This is a genomic window from Luteimonas sp. GW821-FHT14E02, from assembly GCF_058803905.1.
In genome coordinates, this window is record NZ_JBXAPK010000002.1 from 506,604 (window position 1) to 526,734 (window position 20,131).

15 protein-coding genes are annotated in these 20,131 nt (G+C 64.9%); 7 read left to right on the forward strand and 8 right to left on the reverse strand.

Annotation, left to right across the window (positions count from 1 at the left end; genetic code table 11):
• The first annotated feature begins 17 nt into the window (after positions 1-17).
• From AC1RNP_RS05310 to AC1RNP_RS05325, 4 genes are all read left to right on the forward strand, one after another.
• Positions 18-2,618 (forward strand): bifunctional aspartate kinase/diaminopimelate decarboxylase, encoded by a 2,601-nt coding sequence (locus AC1RNP_RS05310; protein WP_493050203.1) that lies wholly within the window; start codon positions 18-20, stop codon positions 2,616-2,618.
• Positions 2,615-3,982: a UDP-N-acetyl-alpha-D-muramoyl-L-alanyl-L-glutamate epimerase gene (gene murL, locus AC1RNP_RS05315; RefSeq protein WP_493050204.1), complete on the forward strand. Its 1,368-nt coding sequence runs from the start codon at positions 2,615-2,617 to the stop codon at positions 3,980-3,982. Before AC1RNP_RS05310 ends, murL begins: the two co-directional genes overlap by 4 nt.
• Positions 3,963-5,348, forward strand: coding sequence for a UDP-N-acetylmuramoyl-L-alanine--D-glutamate ligase (murD, locus tag AC1RNP_RS05320; RefSeq protein WP_493050205.1), 1,386 nt, complete (start codon positions 3,963-3,965; stop codon positions 5,346-5,348). Before murL ends, murD begins: the two co-directional genes overlap by 20 nt.
• Before the next feature lie 146 nt (positions 5,349-5,494).
• The gene (locus AC1RNP_RS05325; protein WP_493050206.1) at positions 5,495-6,271 is read left to right on the forward strand and encodes a dienelactone hydrolase family protein; all 777 of its coding nucleotides are present in this window, start codon (positions 5,495-5,497) and stop codon (positions 6,269-6,271) included.
• Positions 6,272-6,361: 90 nt separating this feature from the next.
• Here AC1RNP_RS05325 and AC1RNP_RS05330 read toward each other — a convergent pair whose 3' ends face one another.
• Positions 6,362-7,357: a polyprenyl synthetase family protein gene (locus tag AC1RNP_RS05330; protein WP_493050207.1), complete on the reverse strand. Its 996-nt coding sequence runs from the start codon at positions 7,355-7,357 to the stop codon at positions 6,362-6,364.
• A 190-nt stretch (positions 7,358-7,547) separates the two neighbouring features.
• Between AC1RNP_RS05330 and AC1RNP_RS05335 the strand changes: the two genes are divergently transcribed.
• Positions 7,548-8,018, forward strand: a complete 471-nt coding sequence (locus AC1RNP_RS05335) for a single-stranded DNA-binding protein (RefSeq protein ID WP_493050208.1) — start codon at positions 7,548-7,550, stop codon at positions 8,016-8,018.
• A gap of 97 nt (positions 8,019-8,115) precedes the next feature.
• Here AC1RNP_RS05335 and AC1RNP_RS05340 read toward each other — a convergent pair whose 3' ends face one another.
• Genes AC1RNP_RS05340 through AC1RNP_RS05350 form a run of 3 tightly spaced genes read right to left on the reverse strand, consistent with a single transcriptional unit; the run spans position 8,116 to position 10,213 of the window.
• Positions 8,116-9,675 (reverse strand): PepSY-associated TM helix domain-containing protein, encoded by a 1,560-nt coding sequence (locus AC1RNP_RS05340; RefSeq protein WP_493050209.1) that lies wholly within the window; start codon positions 9,673-9,675, stop codon positions 8,116-8,118.
• Positions 9,672-9,962 (reverse strand): hypothetical protein, encoded by a 291-nt coding sequence (locus AC1RNP_RS05345; protein WP_493050210.1) that lies wholly within the window; start codon positions 9,960-9,962, stop codon positions 9,672-9,674. Before AC1RNP_RS05345 ends, AC1RNP_RS05340 begins: the two co-directional genes overlap by 4 nt.
• Entirely contained in the window at positions 9,962-10,213 is a 252-nt protein-coding gene (locus AC1RNP_RS05350; RefSeq protein ID WP_493050211.1) for a hypothetical protein, read from the reverse strand. Before AC1RNP_RS05350 ends, AC1RNP_RS05345 begins: the two co-directional genes overlap by 1 nt.
• Before the next feature lie 148 nt (positions 10,214-10,361).
• Between AC1RNP_RS05350 and AC1RNP_RS05355 the strand changes: the two genes are divergently transcribed.
• Positions 10,362-12,611, forward strand: a complete 2,250-nt coding sequence (locus AC1RNP_RS05355) for a TonB-dependent receptor (protein ID WP_493050212.1) — start codon at positions 10,362-10,364, stop codon at positions 12,609-12,611.
• A 134-nt stretch (positions 12,612-12,745) separates the two neighbouring features.
• Here the strand turns inward: AC1RNP_RS05355 and AC1RNP_RS05360 are convergent, their stop codons facing one another.
• The 4 genes from AC1RNP_RS05360 to AC1RNP_RS05375 are packed head-to-tail and all read right to left on the reverse strand — an operon-like array spanning position 12,746 to position 18,685.
• A complete protein-coding gene (locus AC1RNP_RS05360; RefSeq protein ID WP_493050213.1) occupies positions 12,746-14,080 on the reverse strand; it encodes a lysine N(6)-hydroxylase/L-ornithine N(5)-oxygenase family protein in 1,335 nt (444 codons plus the stop codon).
• 11 nt (positions 14,081-14,091) lie between these two features.
• Positions 14,092-15,861, reverse strand: coding sequence for an IucA/IucC family protein (locus tag AC1RNP_RS05365; protein ID WP_493050214.1), 1,770 nt, complete (start codon positions 15,859-15,861; stop codon positions 14,092-14,094).
• A gap of 56 nt (positions 15,862-15,917) precedes the next feature.
• Positions 15,918-16,946, reverse strand: a complete 1,029-nt coding sequence (locus AC1RNP_RS05370) for a GNAT family N-acetyltransferase (protein ID WP_493050215.1) — start codon at positions 16,944-16,946, stop codon at positions 15,918-15,920.
• Entirely contained in the window at positions 16,943-18,685 is a 1,743-nt protein-coding gene (locus AC1RNP_RS05375; RefSeq protein WP_493050216.1) for an IucA/IucC family protein, read from the reverse strand. Before AC1RNP_RS05375 ends, AC1RNP_RS05370 begins: the two co-directional genes overlap by 4 nt.
• A 174-nt stretch (positions 18,686-18,859) precedes the next feature.
• Here AC1RNP_RS05375 and AC1RNP_RS05380 point away from each other — a divergent pair, with 174 nt between their 5' ends.
• Positions 18,860-20,128 (forward strand): MFS transporter, encoded by a 1,269-nt coding sequence (locus tag AC1RNP_RS05380; protein WP_493050217.1) that lies wholly within the window; start codon positions 18,860-18,862, stop codon positions 20,126-20,128.
• Positions 20,129-20,131 lie beyond the last annotated feature (3 nt).

Genomic DNA, 20,131 nt, shown 5'->3' on the forward strand with positions numbered 1-20,131 from the left:
TCAACTCCCCCTCATCAATGCCCACAACTCCTCCTGCCGATCGCTGGATCGTGCTCAAGTTCGGCGGCACTTCAGTGTCGCGTCGTCATCGCTGGGACACGATAGGCCGCCTGGCGAAACAGCGGGCCGACGACAGGGACGCACGCGTGCTGGTGGTGGTGTCGGCATTGTCGGGCGTGACGAACGAGTTGACGGCGATTGCCGACGGCGCCGCCGACAGTGCCGCGCGCGTGGCGACGCTGATCGAGCGTCATCGCGGCTTCGCGAGCGAACTCGAACTCGATGCCGACACTGCGCTTGGCACACGGTTGTCCGCGTTGCAGGCCCTGCTCGACGATCCGCGCGCGACATCGCGCCCGCTCGACTGGCAGGCGGAAGTGCTGGGGCAGGGCGAGCTGCTCTCCTCGACGCTGGGCGCCGCCTATCTCCGCGCGCAGGGCCTGGATTTCGGCTGGTGCGACGCGCGCGACTGGCTGGATGCCGTGGCGCTGCCGAACCAGAGCGACTGGGCCGGCCGCCTGTCGGTGAACTGCAAGCGCGAAGCCGATGTCGCGTGGCGGGAACGCTTCGCCGCGCAGCCGACACGGCTGCTGCTCACGCAGGGCTTCATCGCGCGGCATGGCGACGGTGGCACCGCGATCCTCGGTCGCGGGGGCTCCGATACCTCGGCCGCGTACTTCGGCGCGCTGCTCGGCGCGCAGCGCGTGGAGATCTGGACCGACGTGCCCGGCATGTTCAGCGCCAACCCGCGCGAAGTGCCCGATGCGCGCCTGCTCACCCGTCTCGACTACGCCGAGGCGCAGGAAATCGCCACCACCGGCGCCAAGGTGCTGCATCCGCGTTCGATCAAGCCTTGCCGCGACGGCCAGGTGCCGATGGCGATCCTCGACACCGAGCGCCCCGATCTTCCCGGCACCAGCATCGACGGCGGCGCCGCCACCGTGCCCGGCGTGAAGGCGATCAGCCGCCGCAACGGCATCGTGCTGGTTTCAATGGAAACCGTCGGCATGTGGCAGCAGGTCGGCTTCCTCGCCGATGTGTTCGAGCGCTTCAAGCGCCACGGTCTGTCGGTCGACCTGATCGGCTCCTCGGAAACGAACGTCACCGTCTCGCTTGATCCGAGCGAAAACCTGGTCAGCACCGACGTGCTGGCGCGCCTGTCCGACGATCTGGCCGAATTCTGCCGGGTGAAGGTGATCGCGCCCTGCGCGGCGATCACGCTGGTCGGACGCGGCATGCGTTCGTTGCTGCACAAGCTGTCCGACATCTGGGCCACGTTCGGACGCGAGCGCGTGCATCTGATCTCGCAGTCCTCGAACGATCTCAACCTCACCTTCGTCATCGATGAAGCCGACGCCGACGGCCTGTTGCCGGAATTGCATGCCGAGTTGATAGAAGGCGGCGCGATGCCAGTGCAGGACGCCAGCGTGTTCGGCCCCAGCTGGCGCGAGATTGCGCATGGCAAGCCGCAGCGTGCGCCGCAGTGGTGGCAGGGCGAACGCGAACGCCTGCTGGCATGCGCCGAGGCTGGTACGCCGGGTTACGTCTACCACCTGCCGACGTTGCGTGCGCGCGCGGCGGCATTGAACGCGGTCACAGCGATCGACCGCCGCTTCTTCGCCGTCAAGGCGAATGCGCGGCCGGAACTGTTGCGCGCGCTGGTGGCGGAAGGCTTTGGCTTGGAATGCGTGTCGCGCGGTGAGTTCGAGCACGTTTTCAGCGTGCTGCCCGATCTCGATCCGGCACGCGTGTTGTTCACGCCAAGCTTCGCGCCGCGCGCCGAATACGAAGCGGCCTTCGCGCGCGGCATCATCGTCACGCTCGACAACATCGAAGCACTGCGCAATTGGCCGGAAACGTTCCGTGGCCGCAACCTGTGGCTGCGCATCGATCTCGGTCGCGGTGATGGCCACCATGCCAAGGTCGTCACTGGCGGCGCGTCCTCGAAGTTCGGCCTGCCGCTGTCCGCGTTCGATGGTTTCGTCGAGGCGGCGCGCAAGCTCGACATGCGCATCACCGGCATCCATGCGCATCTTGGTAGCGGCATCGACTCGCCGGCACACTGGCGCGACGTCTACGCCGAACTGGCCGGCTTCGCCGACAGCGTCGGCACCGTCGACACGATCGACATCGGCGGCGGCCTGCCGATTCCCTACAAGCCGGATGACGAGCCCTTCGACCTCGACGCGTGGGCGGTAGGCCTTGCCGAAATCAAGGCGGCCTATCCGCGCTACCAGCTCGCGATCGAGCCCGGCCGTTATCTCGTCGCCGAATGTGGCGTGCTGCTGGCGCGTGTCACGCAAGTGGTGGAAAAGCAGGGCGTGCGCCGCGTGGGCCTCGATGCCGGCATGCATACGCTGATGCGGCCCGCGCTGTACGACGCGTATCATGGCGTTCACAATCTCACACGTCTTGGCGAACCCACTGAGGCGCACAAGTTGTTCGACGTGGTCGGCCCGATCTGCGAATCCAGCGACGTGCTCGGCGTGCAGCGCCCGCTGCCTGCGGAGACGCGAGAGGGCGATATCGTGCTTGTCGCCGATGCCGGGGCCTACGGGTTTGTCATGTCCAATACCTATAACCTGCGCGCACTGCCGGCAGAGGATGTCATCGCATGAGTGCTTTGCAGTTTGATCGCGACGCCGTTCGTGTCTTTCGTTTCGTGCGTTGCGCATTCGACGCCGAAACCGGCATCGCACAGCTCGTCTATGCCTTCGACGAGGGCCCGGAGCTGATCGAGACGGTGACGATTCCCGGCGCGCCGTTCGTGCTCGACGACGCGCGTGCGCGCGCCGCGGAACAGGCGCTGCGTTTGCTGCACTTGATCGCCGGCGTGAGCTACTACAAGGCGGGCGTGCCCGAGGACATCCGCATCGAATCGTATGGAATCGATGCGGGGACAGCGGCGCTGCTGGAAGAAATCTACGTCAACGGCCTGGGCGAATTCGCCTATCGCAACGGGCTGAATCTGCACGGTCGGATCAAGTTCCCGGTCGAGCAGGCGCTTTCGACCGATGGAACCGCGCCCGCGCTGGGCCTGCGCAAGCACGCACTGGTCGCGATCGGCGGCGGCAAGGACTCGCTGGTGTCAATCGAAGCCCTGCGCTCGATCGGCGTCGAACAGACGGTCACCTGGATCGGCGGTTCGCAGCTCATCAAGGCCTGCGCCGAGCGCACCGAGCTGCCGACGCTCAATCTCGGCCGCCAGCTCGCGCCGGAACTGTTCGAGTTCAATCGTCAGGGCGCTTGGAACGGGCACATCCCGGTGACGGTGTTGAACTCCGCGATCATGGTGTTCGCCGCCGTGCTGCTGGGTGTCGACCAGGTCGTGTTTTCCAACGAACGCTCGGCCAGCTACGGCAGCCTGATCGAGGGCACGGGCGAGGTGAACCATCAATGGTCCAAGGGCTGGGCTTGCGAGCGCGCGTTCGGCGAGGAAGTACAGCGCCGCATCGCCGCCGATCTGCACTACTACTCATTGCTGCGACCGCTGAGCGAGCTGGCCGTGGCGCGGCAATTCGCCAAGACCGATCGTTACGACGCGCACTTTTCCAGCTGCAACCGTAATTTCCATCTACTTGGCGAACGACCGACCAGCCGCTGGTGCGGGGTCTGTCCGAAATGCCACTTTGTGTTCCTGGCGTTGGCGCCGTTCATGCCCAAGCCGCGACTGGTGGGTATTTTTGGCCGCAATCTGCTCGATGATGCGGCGCAGATTCCAGGCTACGATGCGCTACTCGAATACCGTGATCACAAGCCGTTCGAGTGCGTCGGCGAAGGCCGCGAATCGCGTGCCGCGATGGCTGCTTTGGCGGAGCGGCCGGAATGGCGCGAGGACGTCGTGGTCGAACGTTTCAGCCGGGAAATCCGGCCGCAGCTTGATGTCGCAGAATTCGCTCTCGAGCCGTTGCTGACGATCGACGACGAACATCGCATCCCGCCAGCGTTGTGGGAGCAGTTGCGTGCGAATTTCGCAGCTTGAGGACAAGCGGGTCGCGCTGTGGGGCTGGGGCCGCGAAGGCCGCGCGGCCTACCGCGCGATCCGCGCGCGGCTGCCTGGATTGCCGCTGACGTTGTTCTGCAGCGCCGAAGAAGCCGCCGATGCGCGCGGTATCGGCGACACGATGCTTTCGGTCGAAACCGAGGCCAGCGCGGGGCGCCTGTCCGCGTTCGATGTCGTCGTCAAATCACCGGGCATCAGTCCCTACCGGCCCGAGGCGATGATCGCCACGCACGAGGGTACGCACTTCGTCGGTGGCACCGCGCTGTGGTTCGCCGAACGGCCCGATGCGCGCACTGTCTGCGTGACCGGCACCAAGGGCAAGAGCACCACGACCGCGCTGCTGGCGCATCTATTGCGCGCGGGGGGCCATCGCACGGCGTTGTGCGGCAATATCGGGCTGCCGCTGCTGGAGCTGCTCGATGCCGAAGCCGAGTTTTGGGCGATCGAACTGTCGAGTTACCAGACGCGCGATGTCGCGGGAGCCGGTGTTCGGCCGCATATTGCCGTCGTCATCAATATCTTTCCGGAACATCTGGATTGGCACGGCAGCGAACAGCGCTACATCGACGACAAGCTTGCCTTGCTCACCGAAGCGAAGCCGCGCATCGCCGTTCTGAATGTCGCCGATCGCCGTCTTGCCGCGTTGACGCTGCCGGATTCGGACGTGCGCTGGTTCGGGCGCGAAGACGGTTGGCATCTGCGCGGCGACGTGTTGTGTCGTGGCGATGACGAGATCTTCGATACCGCTTCGATTCCACTGCCAGGCCGCCACAATCGCGGCAATCTCTGCGCCGTGCTCACGGCGATCGAAGCGCTCGGTCTCGATGCCGCGACACTTGCGCTGCATGCGGCCTCATTCCGGCCGTTGCCGCATCGTCTGCAGACGATGGGTACGCGCGAGGGCATTACCTACGTCAACGACTCGATCAGTACCACGCCGCATGCCAGCCTGGCCGCGCTCGATGTCTTCCGGGGGCGGCGCGTCGCCTTGCTCGTCGGTGGCCATGATCGCGGTCTCGACTGGTCGGACTTCGCCGCAGCAATGCGGACGCAGGCGCCGGCCGTCATCATCACGATGGGGCAGAACGGCGGCCGCATCCATGCGTTGCTCGAAAACTTGGCGGGCGAGGGACGCTTCGTCCTGCGCGAAGCCGCGGATTTGAGCGAAGCGGTCGCACTGGCGCGGCAGGGGCTCGCGGGCGAGGGCGTGGTCCTGATGTCGCCGGGTGCCCCGAGCTTCGGCGCCTATCGCGACTACACCGAGCGCGGCCGCCATTTCGCCCAGCTGGCGGGGTTCTCGCCGGATGCGATCACGGCGATCCCAGGGCTGGGCATCGCGCCGTAACGCCCGCATTCCGATCGGGTCACAATCGCGCTCCACCCGGAACACTGTTTTCGTCACGGCAATGACGCCGCGGCGGCCCTACAATCTGCGCCCCGCCTCGCGGCGGACATTCAATTCGGGAAATTCTTTCCAGCTGGGAGATCATCATGCGTCGCATTTGTCTCGCCTTGATTCTGTTGCTGCTGTCCGTGCCCGCGTTCGCTGCGATGCAGGCCAAGCCCGTGGCGTGGAAGGTCGGCAAGCAGCCCTTCAGCGGGTTCCTGGTCTACGACGATGCTTCAAAGGAACAGCGCCCCGGTTTGCTGATGGTGCCGGACTGGTACGGGGCAACCCCTGCCGCCGTCGACAAGGCCAAGCAGCTCGCCGGCGACGACTACGTGATCCTGGTCGTCGACATGTACGGCAAGAAAGTGCGCCCCAAGAACGACAAGGCCGCATTGGCGCAGGTCCAGAAACTCTATGCCGACATTCCGGCGTTGCGCGCCCGCATCACCCAGGCGGTCGAGGTATTGAAGGCCCAGGCCGGAAATGCGCCGCTCGACGCCAGCAAGATCGGTGCGTTCGGCTACTGCTTCGGCGGCGCGACGGTGCTTGAACTGGCGCGCAGTGGCGCGCAGCTGGCGGGTATCGTCACCTTCCATGGTGGGTTGCGCGCCTACGGCCCCAAGGCGGAAGCCGTGAAGACGCCGTTGCTGATCCTCAATGGCGCCGACGACGAAAGCACCCAGCCCTACGTTGCCGACCTGGAGAAGGAGATGACGGCGGCCGGTGCCGATTGGCAGTTCGTCAATTTCAGCGGCGCGGTGCACTGCTTTGCGCTTGAGACCGCCAACAAGCCGGGCTGCATGTACAACGAGCGTGCCGCCAAGCGCGCTTACAAGATGATGGACAACTTCTTCGAAGAGCGGTTCGGCGAAGACTAATCCACTCTAATGTCGGTCATTCCCGCACCGAAACGCGCCGTCAGTGCGCTGAGACGGGAATGACCGGCGAAAGTGCTTGAACAACAGCAATCAGTGATCGCGCGCGGTGGCGTAATGCGCCAATCCGTGCAGGGTGGCAAGCGCTTCGTTGTCAGTCAATCCGTCGAGCGCGTGCTGCGCGGCTTGCGCGTACTCATGCGCGCGCGCGCGGCTGTAGTCCAGGCTGCCCTGCGCCTGGATCGCGGCGATGACGTCCGGCAGGGCCGTGACATCACCGTTCTCGACGATCTCGCGCAGGCGCGCGCGCGTGGCGGCATCGGAATGCGCCATCGCGTGGATCAGCGGCAGCGTCGCCTTGCCCTCGGCCAGGTCATCGCCGAGGTGCTTGCCGAGCGCGGATTCGTCGGCGCTGTAGTCGAGCACGTCGTCGGCGATCTGGAAGGCATAGCCGAGATTCATCCCGTAATCGTGCAGACGCTGCTGCGTGGCCGCGTCTGCACCGGCCAGCAGCGCGCCCAGACGCGTGGCGGCGGCGAACAACACCGCGGTCTTGCGCTCGATCACGCGCAGGTAGGCGGTTTCGTCGGTGTCGGGGTTGCGCACGTGCAGCAGCTGCAGCACCTCGCCTTCGGCGATGGAATTGGTGGTGTCGGCGAGGATGCGCATCACCTCGATGCGATCCAGCTCCACCATCAGCTGGAAGCTGCGCGAGTACAGGAAATCGCCGACCAGCACGCTTGGCGCGTTGCCCCACAGGGCGTTGGCGGTCTTGCGGCCGCGACGCAGGTCGGATTCGTCGACCACATCGTCGTGCAGCAGGGTCGCGGTATGGATGAACTCGATCACCGCCGCCAGCTGATGCGCATCCGGGCCGCCGTGGCCGAGCGCGCGCGCCGCCAGCAACAGCAGCATCGGGCGCAGCCGCTTGCCGCCGGCGGCGACGATGTGCTCGCCGATCTGGTTGACCAGCACCACGTCGGAGGCCAGGCGGCGGCGGATCAGCGCGTCGACCGCGGCCATGTCGGCGGCGGCGAGGGCCTGAATGGCGGCGAGATCGAGCTGCCGCGGGCTTGCTGAGGCGTGCATGCGGGGTCCGGTGGGGCAAGTGGCAATTATACGTAGCCGCGCTGCGTGGATGCGGCCTGCCTGGTCCGCTTCGCTGGGGCCTGCTTCAATAGGGGATTCCCCGACCCCAGGGCGGGGTTCGGGCCTATCCCCCGCGAACGCTTATAATTGCAGACTGCTCGCCAGTACAGGCGAAATTCAAGGAACTTCGATGGCCCGCGGCATCAACAAAGTCATTCTGGTCGGCAACCTCGGCAACGACCCCGACGTCAAATACACGCAGGGCGGCATGGCGATCACCCGCATCAGCCTGGCCACCACCTCGGTCCGCAAGGACAAGGACGGCAACACCCAGGAACGGACCGAATGGCATCGCGTGGTGTTCTTCGGCAAGCTCGGCGAGATCGCCGGCGAATACCTGCGCAAGGGCAGCCAGGTGTACGTGGAAGGCTCGATCCGCTATGACAAGTACACGGGCCAGGACGGCGTGGAAAAGTACTCCACCGACATCATCGCCGACGAGATGCAGATGTTGGGCGGCCGGGGCGACACCGCCGGCGGTGGCGAACGCGCGCCGCGCCCGCAGCGTCAGGATTCCGCGCCGCCACAGCGTCGTCCGGCGCCGTCGCAGCAGTCGGCACCGCCAATGGACGACTTCTCGGACGACGATATTCCGTTCTGACACACGCCGTTCTAGGGCACGCCGTTCTGAGGCGCGGCCTCAGGCCAGATAACGCTCTGATGGCGGGGAGTTCGTTCCCCGCCATTTCTTTTGCCGGTCATCCAGCGGGCTGGGCGATATCCGCCGGCGATGCCAGGGACCAGACGCTGTGCGGATCGCCGTTGTGTGCCCGGCGCCATGTGACCTGGGCGATGCGCAGGAAGCCCAGGCCCAGCGCGATCGCCACGGCGTCGACGCCGAACACCTGCCATTGCCCGGTCATCGCGGTGTGGAGCAGGTGATCGCCGGTCACGATGGCATTCGTGATCGGCACCGCCAGGCTCAACACACCGGCGAACAGCGCCAACTCAATCGCCGCGCGCGCCGGCGGCCGCAGTTGCGCCCAGAGCACGCTGCCGAGGAAAACGGCGTAGTAGGTGCGCCATTCTCCTCCCGCGTTCTGCAGCAGCAGGCTGGCGAGGAAAGCCGCCGACAGCGCCGCGCAGCATCCCAGGCACACACCAACCGTGAGTCGTGCGAGGAACCGATGCATGCGCGGCTGCTCGATCTGGCGCCGCTTGCGCCGCGACTCGATCCACAGCAGATTGCCGGAATAGAACAGGAAGGCGCCGGCCAGCCCAAGCAGGAAATACAGCCACTGCACCGGCAGGCCGCCGAAGGTGCCGTAGTGGATCGAGGTCACGCCGCGCACGGCGGTATGCGCGTTGCCGCGCTCACCCGGCAACTGCACGCCGACGACCTTGCCGCTGCGCGTCTCGAGCGTGACGATGCCGAGATCCGACAGATGGCCCGGCACCGGGCCGGCGATGCTGACGGTGGCCGCGGCATCGCCGTAGCTGCGGTAGTTCATGAAGTGCGGCTGCAGCGTGGGCGCGCGCTCACGCGCGGCGGCGAGCAGGGCGGCCGGTGACAGCATCGCGGCGCCGACGTCTTGTTTGCTCATCTCCGGTGCATAGCGCGCCTGCTGATAAAGCGCCGCACCCTTGCCGCCGAGACCGATGAAGTTGAGGCCCGCCACGAACAGCACCAGTACGCACAGCAGCGTGCCGGTGAAGGCGAACACGATGTGGAACGGCAGCGACAGCACGCCGATCACGTTGTGCGCGTCCTGCCACATCCGCTTGAGATTGCGCCCGCGCCGCAGTGCGAACAGATCCTGGACCAGCGTCGGCAGATGCACCAGCACGCCCGATACCAGCGCCAAGCCATAGAGAATGCTGACGATGCCCATCAGCCAGGTGCCCCAACGTTCGGGCAGGCCCAGGCTGTAATGCACCTGGTTGATCAGGTCGGAGAGTTTCGATTCCTCGCTGATCTCGTGCGCGCGCCCGTCGCGCCCGAGCGCGAACAGGTGCTCCGCCTCGGGTTTCTTCTCTCGCCAGAACACGAACACGCGCGGTGCGAACGGACTCGGCAGATAGACCCAGAGATTCTCTTTCGCGCGCGGATACGTGCGCGTCACCTCTTCGAGCAGCGATTCGAGCTGTTGTGGCGTCGTCGCCGGCGACTCGCGCAGTTCGGGTCGCTGCCACTGTGCGGTGGCTGCCTGGAATACGGTGAACGCCCCGGCGTAGAAGGCGATGAACAGCGCCATGCCGGCGATCAGGCCGGTCCAGGTATGCACGGTGAGGAATGCGCGCAGTGTCGCGGCCTTCATGACGTCCAGCCTCCCCAGTGCTGATGCCGGGACACCCACAGCAGCCCATGCACGACGAGATTGGCGGCGAGCAGCCATCCCCAGGCGCGCGCCGCGCTGGCGACCGCATAGCTCGATGCCCAGGCCGCGATCCAGATCGGCAGCATCACCATCAATGCCACGATCAGGTTTTCCGAATGCGCCTGCGGCCCGAACACCGTATACAGCCCGCAGATTCCGCAGGAGAGGGTGAAGCCGAGCACGATGCCGGCGATCGTGCGGCTGGTCATGCGCGCGCCGACGGCCATCAATCCTGTCTCCGTGCCGCGCTCAGATACGGCAGGGCGACCCAGGCCAGCATCAGCACGCTCAGGCAGGCGAAGAACCCGGCGAAGACGCCGAGCGCGCGCACCCAGACGATCAGCGCCGCCAGCGCGCAAACGGCGGCCAGCCAGCGCCAGGGACGGAGCGAACTCCCGATCCGCCAGCGCCGATGCGGCGAAGCGAGATAGCAGGCGACGCCGGCTGTCAGTGCCAGCAACAGGCCGAGTAGGGGCATACGGCGTCTTCCGACCGGTTCATGGGCGGGCGGCGGCCCGGAGGGTCGCCGCACGGTGATACAAGTTTATTGAGGAATGAGAAATATTGCTAATTAACATTAATTCTCATTTACAATGTAGGAACATGAATTTAACGGAATTCCGGCCTTGTCTTCGCTCCGCTTTGCCCCCCTCGCCACCGCAGTCCTCCTCGCGCTGTCCTCCCATGCCACTGCCGCCGCCGAGACCACCGAACTCGAACGCGTGGTCGCGGTCGGATCACGCACGCCGCAATCGATCAGTGCCATTCCCGGCACCGTCTGGGTCATCGATCAGGCCCAGCTGGAAGAACAGTTCCGCGCCGGCGTGCCGTTGAAGGAAGCGCTGTCGCAACTGATTCCCGGACTCGACATCGGCCCGCAGGGCCGCACCAACGCCGGCCAGAACCTGCGCGGCCGCAGCGTGCTGGTGATGATCGATGGTGTTTCGCTCAACAGTTCGCGCGCGATCAGCCGCCAGTTCGACAGCATCGATCCGTTCAACATCGAGCGCATCGAAGTGCTCTCCGGCGCGAGCGCGATCTACGGCGGTGGCGCCACTGGCGGCATCATCAACATCATTACCAAGCGTGGCGGGGAAGGCCTGGCCTTCGAGACCGAAGTGGGCGTGCGCAGCGGCTTCGAGTCCGGCAGCGATCATGACCTGCGCGTGGCGCAATCGATCTCCGGCGGCAACGGTGCCCTGGCCGGCCGCCTCGCTGTGGCCTATCAGGACAACGGCGCCGCCTACGATGCCAACGGCAAACAGGTGCTGATGGACATCACTCAGACCGACCTGCAATACAACAGGTCGCTCGATGTGATGGGCAACCTCGATTTCGACTTCGGCGATGGCAAGACGCTGCGGTTGACTGGACAGGTCTACGATTCAGGCTATGAGGGAGATCGCGGCCTGTACCTGGGACCCGGTCTCGTCGGCGCGCTCGGTCGGCCACCGCGTCCAGAACTGATCGAAGTCCGCGACGGTTTCGATTCCGACGTCGAACCGCAGAGCCGGCGTCGGCAGGTCAATGCCGATTTCCGTGCGGAAGATGTACTTGGCGGGCAGAATTTCTATCTGCAGGTGTTCGCACGATCAGAAAAACTGGACTTTCACCCCTTCCCGGGAACGCTCAGTCTCAATGTTGGCGATACTGACGGCGATGGCATCGATAACCGACGCGGTCTGTCCTACTACTCGGCATCGAAGCAGAACACGGATCTGTCCGGTTTCAAAGCGGTGCTGGAAAAGCAGTGGGGCAATTTTGGCCTGACCTACGGTTTCGACGTCGACCACGAAACATTCGATTCCAGCCAGGTGTTGTTCGACACCCGCCAGGCGTCCGCCAGCGGCGGCCTCGTCATGCGCCAGGTGGCCGAGGTTGGCCGCTATCCGAAGTACACAGTCGATGGGGTTTCCGGCTTCATCCAGGCGCAGTGGCAGGTAAGTGAGGCCTTGCGTCTGAACGCCGGTTGGCGCCATCAGCAGACCAAGATCGAAGTCGGCGACTTCGTCGCCACCGGCCAGCAGACCGCGATGGCGAACAACATCGGCACCAGCGCCGACGCGATCGCCGGTGGTAGGAACGATTACGACGTGGATCTGTTCAATGTCGGCGCGGTGTGGGCGTTCGACAAGCAGCGTCAGCTGTGGGCGAACTATACGGAAGGTTTCCAGGTGCCGGATCCGGGCAAGTACTACGGCCAGGGCACTTATGTGCTGGATGGTGCGCACTGGCGTTTGCTCAACGGCGTCGGTGTCAGCAACGAACCGTTGGATGGGATCAAGACCAAGCAAGTCGAAATTGGCTGGCGTCAGTACGGCGAAAGCTTCGATCTGCAGGCCGCGGCTTTCTATGCCTGGTCCGATCACGACATCGTGCTGGTGCCGGTGACGCTCGCCATCGACCAGATCGAACGCAAGGTGCGCAACTTCGGCGTGGAAGCGCAATTGACGTGGCGCCTCCATGGCGGTTGGCAGGTCGGCGGCAACGTGCTGGCCATTCGCACCGAGAACGAGAATGAGGCAGGCAACTGGGAACGCGCAGCCGTCACCGATGCCAGCCCGTCCAAGCTTGGCGCCTTCGCGGGTTGGGAAGGGGATCGCATCGGCGTCCGTCTGCAGGCGTTGCGCAGCTTCGACTTGAAAGACGGCGACGATCGCGAACTCGACGGGTACACGACGGTCGATCTCGTCGGCCATTGGCAGTTGCCGAAGGGCACTCTCAATTTCGGCGTGCAGAACCTGCTGGACGAGGATTACACGACGATCTGGGGACAACGCGCCCAGGTGTACTACGGCGCGCTGGCGGCGAAGGAAACGTTCGACTTCCGCGGCCGCGGCCGGACGTTCGGGCTGAGCTACAGCATCCGTTACTGAGGCAAGCCCTCACCCCAACCCCACTCCCGCAAGCGGGAGACGGGCTTAACAAGGCGGGTAAGCGGAGAATTTGAGAAGAGTGCCCTTGCCTTAACTCCTCTCCCGCTTGCGGGAGTGGGGTTGGGGTGAGGGTGTCACGCCACACGCTGCACTTGCGATGGCTGCGGCTCGGCACTGTCGCGAGTCGCCCACTCGATCGGCAGGGCTGCATCTTCGGTCGCGTAATGCGCGCGACCGAGGATGGAGTTGACGATCGTCGCGCCACGCCAGGCGGTCAGGCTCAACTGCGGATCGGCGATGCCGTGGCTGTAGCGCCCGCCGTTCTGGATGTAGATGCGGTGCTCGGCCGGGCCATCCCAATCGGCGGAGAAATCGCGATGCAGCTGATAGCGTCCTTCGGCGTCGAGGTTCAGGCGGTCGCGCAAGGGCTCCAGGCACTCCGGCAGTGAGGTCTGATTGCCGGTTGCCAGGATCACCACATCAGCATCGATGCGCTCGTTTCCGCCATCGAAACCGTTGTGCGCGACCAGCGACCAGGCATTGCCCTCTCGTTCCATGGTGCGCACTTCGCGATGCGGCAGGATGCGCAGGCGATCGTTTCGTTCGCCGGATGCATCGCTGCCAAGGAAACTTTCGTTGTAGAGCGTTTGGTAGAGCTGGGTGAGCGTCGTCGGCGAGATGCCGTCGCTGGCGAGCTTCTGTCGCGTCACGATCGGCGGTTTGCGCGCGGCGGGCAATCGATGGAAGGCATCGACGTAGTGCGGAGTGAAGAATTCATTGGAGAACGGAGATTCGTCCAGCGCCTCCAGGGTCTGCCGCCGCGATACCCAGGTGATCGAGCCTGGCCTGCCACGTGCACCTGACAGCAGATCGAGCACGATCTCGGCGCCGCTTTGACCGCCACCAATGACCGCCACGCGCAGGCCTTCGACATCGGGCACGCGATCCAGATAACGCAAGCTGTGCAGGCAGTGCGTGTGCGAGTCATGCGGCCGCGCCCAATCCGGGACATGCGCACTGGCGCCGGTGCCGACGACGAGATGCCGTGCATGCGTGCGACTCGCATCCGCGTGCAGCAGGGTGAAACCATGTTCACCCAAGCGAACTTCGCGCACATCAACGCCCATGCGCAGGTTGGGCAGGCGTTCGGCCACCCAGCGCAGGTAATCGGCGAACTCGCGGCGTTCGATCGACTGGAATTCGGCGTTGATGAAGCGATAGAAGCGCCGGTGCGCGACCAGATAGGCGAGGAAGCTGTAATCGCTGGTCGGGTCGGCTGCGGTGACCAGGTCCTTGAGGAAGGAGGTCTGCAGTTTCGCACCTGGCAGCATCATGCCGGGATGCCAGGAAAAGCGTGTGCGTCGCTCGTAGAAACGGCTGTGCACATGTTCCAGCGGCGCGAGCAGGGCTGCGACGCTGAGGTTGAACGGGCCGGCGCCGATGCCGGCGATGTCGATGAGTTCGGACATGGGGGAGGGTCTCAGGTCGTCGCGAACAGCAGCGGATTGGGGAGATCGGGGCCGCGCGCGTGGATCGGTCGTTCGGCCGAGTCGCCATAGCCGGCGGCGAAGCGTGCGCGGTTGAGCGATAGCCGTGGCATCTGTGGCGTGAACAGGTCCAGCTCGCCAAAGCGTTCGAGCAGTTCCGGATGCGCATCCTGATAACGGTGAAGGCGCTCGGCCAGCAAGCGATAGAACGCTTCCTCGTCGAATGTGCCGTGCGTGTGCAACGCGCTGGCCATGAAGCGGAAGACGCTGGCGAACAGTCCCGTCCACAAGTTGTGCACGAGGTAGTGCGGCGGCATCGTTGGCAATGCATTCCATACTTCAGGCGCGAGGCCTTCGGACGTGGCCCAGGCGGCATCGGCGCGGAACAGGTCGCCCTGATAATCCTTGAGCAGAATGCCGGCGGGTGCCTCGTGCTCGAAACGCAGCATCAGGTTCTGGCCATGGGCGATGAAGCCGAGCCCGTATCGCGCCTGCAAGTGGTAGAGCGGCACAACAGCCAAGTCGAACAGGCGCGTCAGCCATTCGTGTGTCGACAGTTTCGAGGCGCGGATCAGATCGGCCGCGAGCGGAACGCCGTCGTCGTCGCATTGCTGCAGTACCGAAGCCATCAGGATGCGTTGCCCGCCGGCACGACGCTGTTCGGTGCTTTCGCGCCAGACCGCGCCCAGCATTTCGTCGAACTGATAAGGCACGCCTTCCAGTCCGTGGAACACGGGATGCGGCACGAAGGCGGTTGCCGGCTCGGCCAAAGCCACCGTGTCACACTCGGTCAGCAGTGCGTCGGAGGCCAACAGGCCTTGCAGCCAATCGGAAAGCGCCGGCGTGATCGCGAGATAACGCGCGGGCAGGCCGCGATACGCAGAGGTGTTGAGGATCGTCAGAGGCAGCTTGAGATTGGGCTGCTCCGGCCGATCGACATTGTTGAGTGTGCGCAAGGATTGTTGCGGCGTGTAACGATCACCGGCTTCGCCGAGCGCGATCATGCGTCCGTCGGAAAGCAGCTGCGCGAACTGCGATGCGATCACCGCCTGCCATTGCCAGGGATGCACCGGCATCAGCCAGTAATTTTCCGGCCGCGCTGTGGCGGCGGCGAGCCGCTCGCGCAGACGCGCCTGTTCGGAAGGCGCGCAGCTTGCCGCGATCAGGCGATCGGCGTCCCAGTCACGCGTGGAGTTGAGGTGCCCCATGTCATGACGCACGGCCAGCCATTGCAATTGGAATGCCGGTGCGCGTTCGGGGCCGTAGCGCAGGTTGTCCTCGATGCCCCAGCCGATGCGGCCTTTGGACGGAATCGCCTTGGGATGGCCATCGAGCAGGCTTTGCAGGCGATCACCTGGCAGTGCCAGCCAATCGATGGCACGCAGCCCTTCGCGCGAGGCCAGCATTTGCGTATCGGTGGCAAGCGTGTTGAGGGTTTCGCGCAGGTAGTTGGCAAGCGTGATCGCAGGAAGTTTCAACGGCGCCAGTACCGCGGCGAGCACGGCCGTGGCATCTGTGGCCGACTCACCATTGGACAGATCGACCACGCTGCCCGACACGATGATCGGCTGCTGCCAACGGTTCATTCGGCCGTGCCAACGGAAGCCATCGTCATCCAACGATAGCGTGAACACCTGGGTGCCACCGTCCGTCGTTTCCACCTGCGGCACGATCACGCCTTCGAAACTCAGTTCCGAGAGCGCCTTTTCGATCATGCGCACGTTGGCGCGGCGCCACAGTGCGGGGGAATGCAGTGTCGTCAAGCCCTGCTCAATGATGTCTTGTTCAACGTCAAGTTGTTCGAATCGCGGGGCAGCGTTCATGTCTCACCCCAGGGACCGTACTGGTCGAAGAACGCTTCTCGCTCCAGAACCACCATCGCTGCGCGCTTGTGCGGGAAGTTGAATTCCTTGAGCTTGGCGAAGCCCTGTGCCTGCAGATAGTCGATGAAACGCGTGTTGTCCACGCGCGGCTCGCCGACGATGCGCTGCGTGCGTGGGTCGTCGAGGAAAAGGTAATGACACATCGCCCGCATCCACGCGGTGACCTTGGCCGGGCCGCGATGGCGGCTGTTGCCGACCAGAACATGGCAGCCGCGATCGAAGTCGCGCACGTCGTAGAACGGCGCGAGCCGGTCTTCCTTGGCCCAGTAGGTTTCCAGATAGGCGAAGGGTTCGTCGTCGAATTCCGCGATCAGCGGCAGTCCCTTGGGATCATCGAGCTGGCCTTGCAGATAGCGGGCATGCGACTCGCGATCGCCCGCCAATTCCCAGAAGCGGTGCACGCGATCCTGATTCATCCAGGCATGGAACGTGTCCAGATCTCGCTTGAGATCGGCGACGCGGAAACTCAACGTCATATCCAGATCCGGAAGATAACGGCGATAGACCGTGCCGCGTGCCTGCGGCGCGCGCAGCGGGTGGCGCTTCTCGCCGGTCATCGTGTAGCGCAGCGCCATGCCGGCGGAATTCGTCGCGGTGAGCCACAGCGCCGGGTGTTGCCAGAAGCTGCCGCGTTCGACTTGCAGGCGCCAGCGGGAGTCGATCGCGCTCGCCTGGGTGGCCACGCCGGCGCGGGTGGCAGCCGCGGCATAGGTGTGGTCGCAGTCGAGTTCCAATGCCACCGTTTGCAGTTCCGGCTGCCGGCAGAACAGTTCGGCGAGGACGGGAATCAGGGCGAGCGTATCGGCACCGGGAGCGGGACCGCGCAAGATGATCTGCTGCGGATCCGACGCCACAGTCGTCAGCAACGCCTGCGGCTTGCCTCCGATGATCAGGGCATAGCCTGCGCCGCTACGTGTGGCATGGGCGACGCGGCCATCGCCAAGCGGCAGGCAATAGTGGCTCATGCCTGTGCCTCCGCGAGCGGATTGGGCAAGGGCACGTAGGAACGGAACGATCCCTCCGGCTGCGTGGTTTCGTTCAAGTCGGCGAAACAGATCATGAAATTGCCTTTGCTCATCAGCTCGGGGGAGGTCAGCAGGTAGTCGATGAAATGGGGATATTGGAAGGCGCGTCGCGCGCGCAGCGCGTGCAGGAACTCGCGCATGCGCGAGAGCAGTGCTGCTTCGGTCGCGACGCCGTCGGCCGCGAGCGTGGACACCAGATTGAGCACGTTGTTGACGATCAGGTAATAACCGAATAGGCGGTTGGTGGCGGCTTCGTCGAAGCTCAGTTCGCTCGCTGCTTCGATACCGGGAACTTCCGTCGCCAGCGCAGCGATGGTATCGGCGTGGAAAGTAGTGCCCTGGCAGTCGCGGAACCACATCCGCGCCGGCCAACCCGCCTCGAGTTCGAGCACTGTGTTCTGCGCATGCGCGCTGAATAGAAAACCATAATCGGCTTGCGCGATCAGGAACGGCTTCAGCGCGACGTCGAGGAAACGCCCGAACCATTCCGATGCGAGTTCGGGCACGGAGCGGCCGGCATCGTCGGCGAGTCGCTGGACCAGGCGCGCGGCCATCGAGGGCAGACCGGCGACGCCGTCCTGGCAGAACGTCGCCATCGTGTAAGCGGTGGCGCCGGTGCGGAACGGGTTGTCGCGGAAGATCACGAAGCTTTCAGGCAGCGGACTTCCATCCGGTGCGGCGAGCGCGAGCGCGGCGGTTTCGTGGAGGATGCCGATCGTCGGGCATTCCTCGCGCAGCGCCTGTCCCATGCGGCTGGCGAATGCGCCGTGGATCAATCGACCGCGCGCGACTTCAGCCGGCTGCAGCACGCGTTTGGAATTGGTGAGCCGTACCGACAGCGAGAATTTCAGCATCGCCGGCGCATGCGGCGCGTAGAGCGTGCGCAGCGATGAGGTCGGGAACCAGTCGGCGCCGGCTTCGCCAAGATCCACGAGGCGATCGCACTCGCGCCAGTGCAGATAAGCCGCGTTCTGGCGCAGCAGGCGCGCCTGCCATGGATGCACTGGCAGCAACTGCCAGCCTTCGGCATGCGGATATTTCGCCGCCATCATCGCCAGTGCCGGGTCGGCTTCGATCAGTGCGGAGATCTGATCCGAAGCCGAGCCACCGGCATGTCCGGCGCCGACGTCGGTATGCCACAAGGCTTCCTCGCGCAGGGCGAACCAGCACAGTGGCGTGCGGCCGCCGAATTCGGGGCTATAGCGGGCGAGGTCCTCGCGCGTGAATTCATCTCGGCTCTTCGGCGTGGGATGCACCGCGTGGCCGTAGACCAATCCCTGTTCGGCAGCGAGATAGTCCGCCTCCGGCCAGGCCAGTTTCGACAGTTCGTCGGAACGCTCGAACTCTGCATCGAGCACATTCGCTGCACTGTCGAGCACGCGACGCAGAAACAGGCGTCGCGTGCGATCGCTGGCACCGGGCGCGAGCGATGGTTCCGCGGCGAGAAAGGCCACCGCCTGCGCGAAATCGATTTCACTCTCCGTGCCATTCGCGAGCACGAGATGGATCGTGCCAGCGAAACGATGACGGCCCGCCGGCGAACGATGCATGACGGGGATCAGCAACGCACCGGCAGGGCGGGTGAGCGGCAGGTGCAATGCGCCGTCAGCTTGTGCCAGGGCATGTTCGTCGCGCGCAAGCCATGTGGCGGCCGGCCACTCGCGGCAAATCGAATTCATGAAAGCGCTGAGCGAAGCGAATTCGCGGCGTATCGAGAGAGTGTCCACGTCGGGGGAGCGTGCTTGGAGTGGGGACTGCTGTCCCGGAAAGTGGTCAAAAGATAACGATTATCGTTTGCAAAATAAAGACTTTCGCTTAAAATTCCGGGTGACAGAAAGGTTTGTATACGGCAGGTGAAAGTGCACGACGCGAGTCGAGCGGACGCAACAGAAATCGCGATTACCGATGCGTCCCTCGCGCCGCAGGCGGCATCCGCACGCGATCAGCAGCAGTACGAAAGCGTCGATCGACGCACGGTGATCGTGCTTGCCGCGTCGGTATTGGTGATGGGCTTGGGGCAGACGACGCTGCTGACGTTCGTACCCGTGCTGCTCGAACGCACCGGCTTGTCGCCAGCGCGTGTCGCCACCGCATTCGCGATCGGTTCGGCGTTGTTCCTGATCGGCGCGCCGGCATGGAGTCGATGCTCCGATCGCATCGGACGGCGCGCGGTGGTGGCCGTGGGCTTGCTCGGATTCGCGCTCAGCCATGGATTGCTGTTGTGGCAGCTCGGTCGTGGACCGCATTGGGCAGGGCACGACACGATGCTGCTGGCCGGGCGCGTGCTGTATGGGCTGACGGTGTCCGGCCTGGTGCCGACCTGCCAGGCTTGGCTCGCCGATCTTTCCACGCCCGGGCAACGTCTAGCTGTGCTGTCGCGGTTGTCGGCCGGGCTCACGTTGGGGCGATTACTTGGGCCTGCGCTGGCGGCCGTCAGTCTCTGGCTTAGCCAGGATGGGCCGCTGTGGTTGTTGAGTCTGGCGGCGTGTCCCGCATTGCTTGCATTGCCGCTGGCCAGAACCGCGAAGAGGCATGCCGGCGCGATCGAGAAGACGAAACTCCCCTGGCGTTCGATCGGGCTGTGGCTGTCGCTGGCCTTCGCGATGCAGGCTGCGCTCGGGCAAATCCAGTATGCGGCGGGGCCATGGCTCGGCGTGCATTTCGGCCTGTCGTCGACGGCGGCATCCGCGTCTCTGGGCTGGATGCTCACCGCGACGGCGGCGATCGTGATCGTGCTGCAGCTGTGGATCGTGCCGCGTTGCCGTCCCGGACGCGCAATGCTGTGGGCTGGCGCCAGCGCTCTGGCGCTTTCCGGCATCTCGTTCGCGCTGGCATCGAACATGAGCGGCATCTGGCTGGGATTCGCGGCACTTGGCATCGCCAGCGCCCTGCTCGTGCCGACCTACACCGCGCTGGCTTCGTTGTCGGCCCGGAAAGCAGGGCAGTCACGAGTGGCCGGCGCGCTGTCAGTGGCGCATACGGTGGGATTTTCGACTGCGACCGCGTTGGCTGGCGCGTTATTCGACTGGCGGCCGGTCTTGCCGTTCTGGCTGGCGGCCGTGCTCGGTCTCGCGATCTTCGCGCTCGCTGTCGCCGCGCCAAGGACAAGGGCGCGTAGCTGATCC

Excerpts from the sequence above, each read along its gene's own strand:
- AC1RNP_RS05310 (WP_493050203.1), top strand. The coding sequence starts at position 18 with ATGCCCACAACTCCTCCTGCCGATCGCTGGATCGTGCTCAAGTTCGGC.
- AC1RNP_RS05345 (WP_493050210.1), bottom strand. The coding sequence starts at position 9,962 with ATGGCCGTCGGCGCGCGCATGACCAGCCGCACGATCGCCGGCATCGTG.
- AC1RNP_RS05375 (WP_493050216.1), bottom strand. The coding sequence starts at position 18,685 with ATGAATTCGATTTGCCGCGAGTGGCCGGCCGCCACATGGCTTGCGCGC.
- AC1RNP_RS05335 (WP_493050208.1), top strand. The coding sequence starts at position 7,548 with ATGGCCCGCGGCATCAACAAAGTCATTCTGGTCGGCAACCTCGGCAAC.
- AC1RNP_RS05340 (WP_493050209.1), bottom strand. The coding sequence starts at position 9,675 with ATGAAGGCCGCGACACTGCGCGCATTCCTCACCGTGCATACCTGGACC.
- AC1RNP_RS05330 (WP_493050207.1), bottom strand. The coding sequence starts at position 7,357 with ATGCACGCCTCAGCAAGCCCGCGGCAGCTCGATCTCGCCGCCATTCAG.
- AC1RNP_RS05350 (WP_493050211.1), bottom strand. The coding sequence starts at position 10,213 with ATGCCCCTACTCGGCCTGTTGCTGGCACTGACAGCCGGCGTCGCCTGC.
- AC1RNP_RS05325 (WP_493050206.1), top strand. The coding sequence starts at position 5,495 with ATGCGTCGCATTTGTCTCGCCTTGATTCTGTTGCTGCTGTCCGTGCCC.
- murL (WP_493050204.1), top strand. The coding sequence starts at position 2,615 with ATGAGTGCTTTGCAGTTTGATCGCGACGCCGTTCGTGTCTTTCGTTTC.
- AC1RNP_RS05370 (WP_493050215.1), bottom strand. The coding sequence starts at position 16,946 with ATGAGCCACTATTGCCTGCCGCTTGGCGATGGCCGCGTCGCCCATGCC.
- AC1RNP_RS05360 (WP_493050213.1), bottom strand. The coding sequence starts at position 14,080 with ATGTCCGAACTCATCGACATCGCCGGCATCGGCGCCGGCCCGTTCAAC.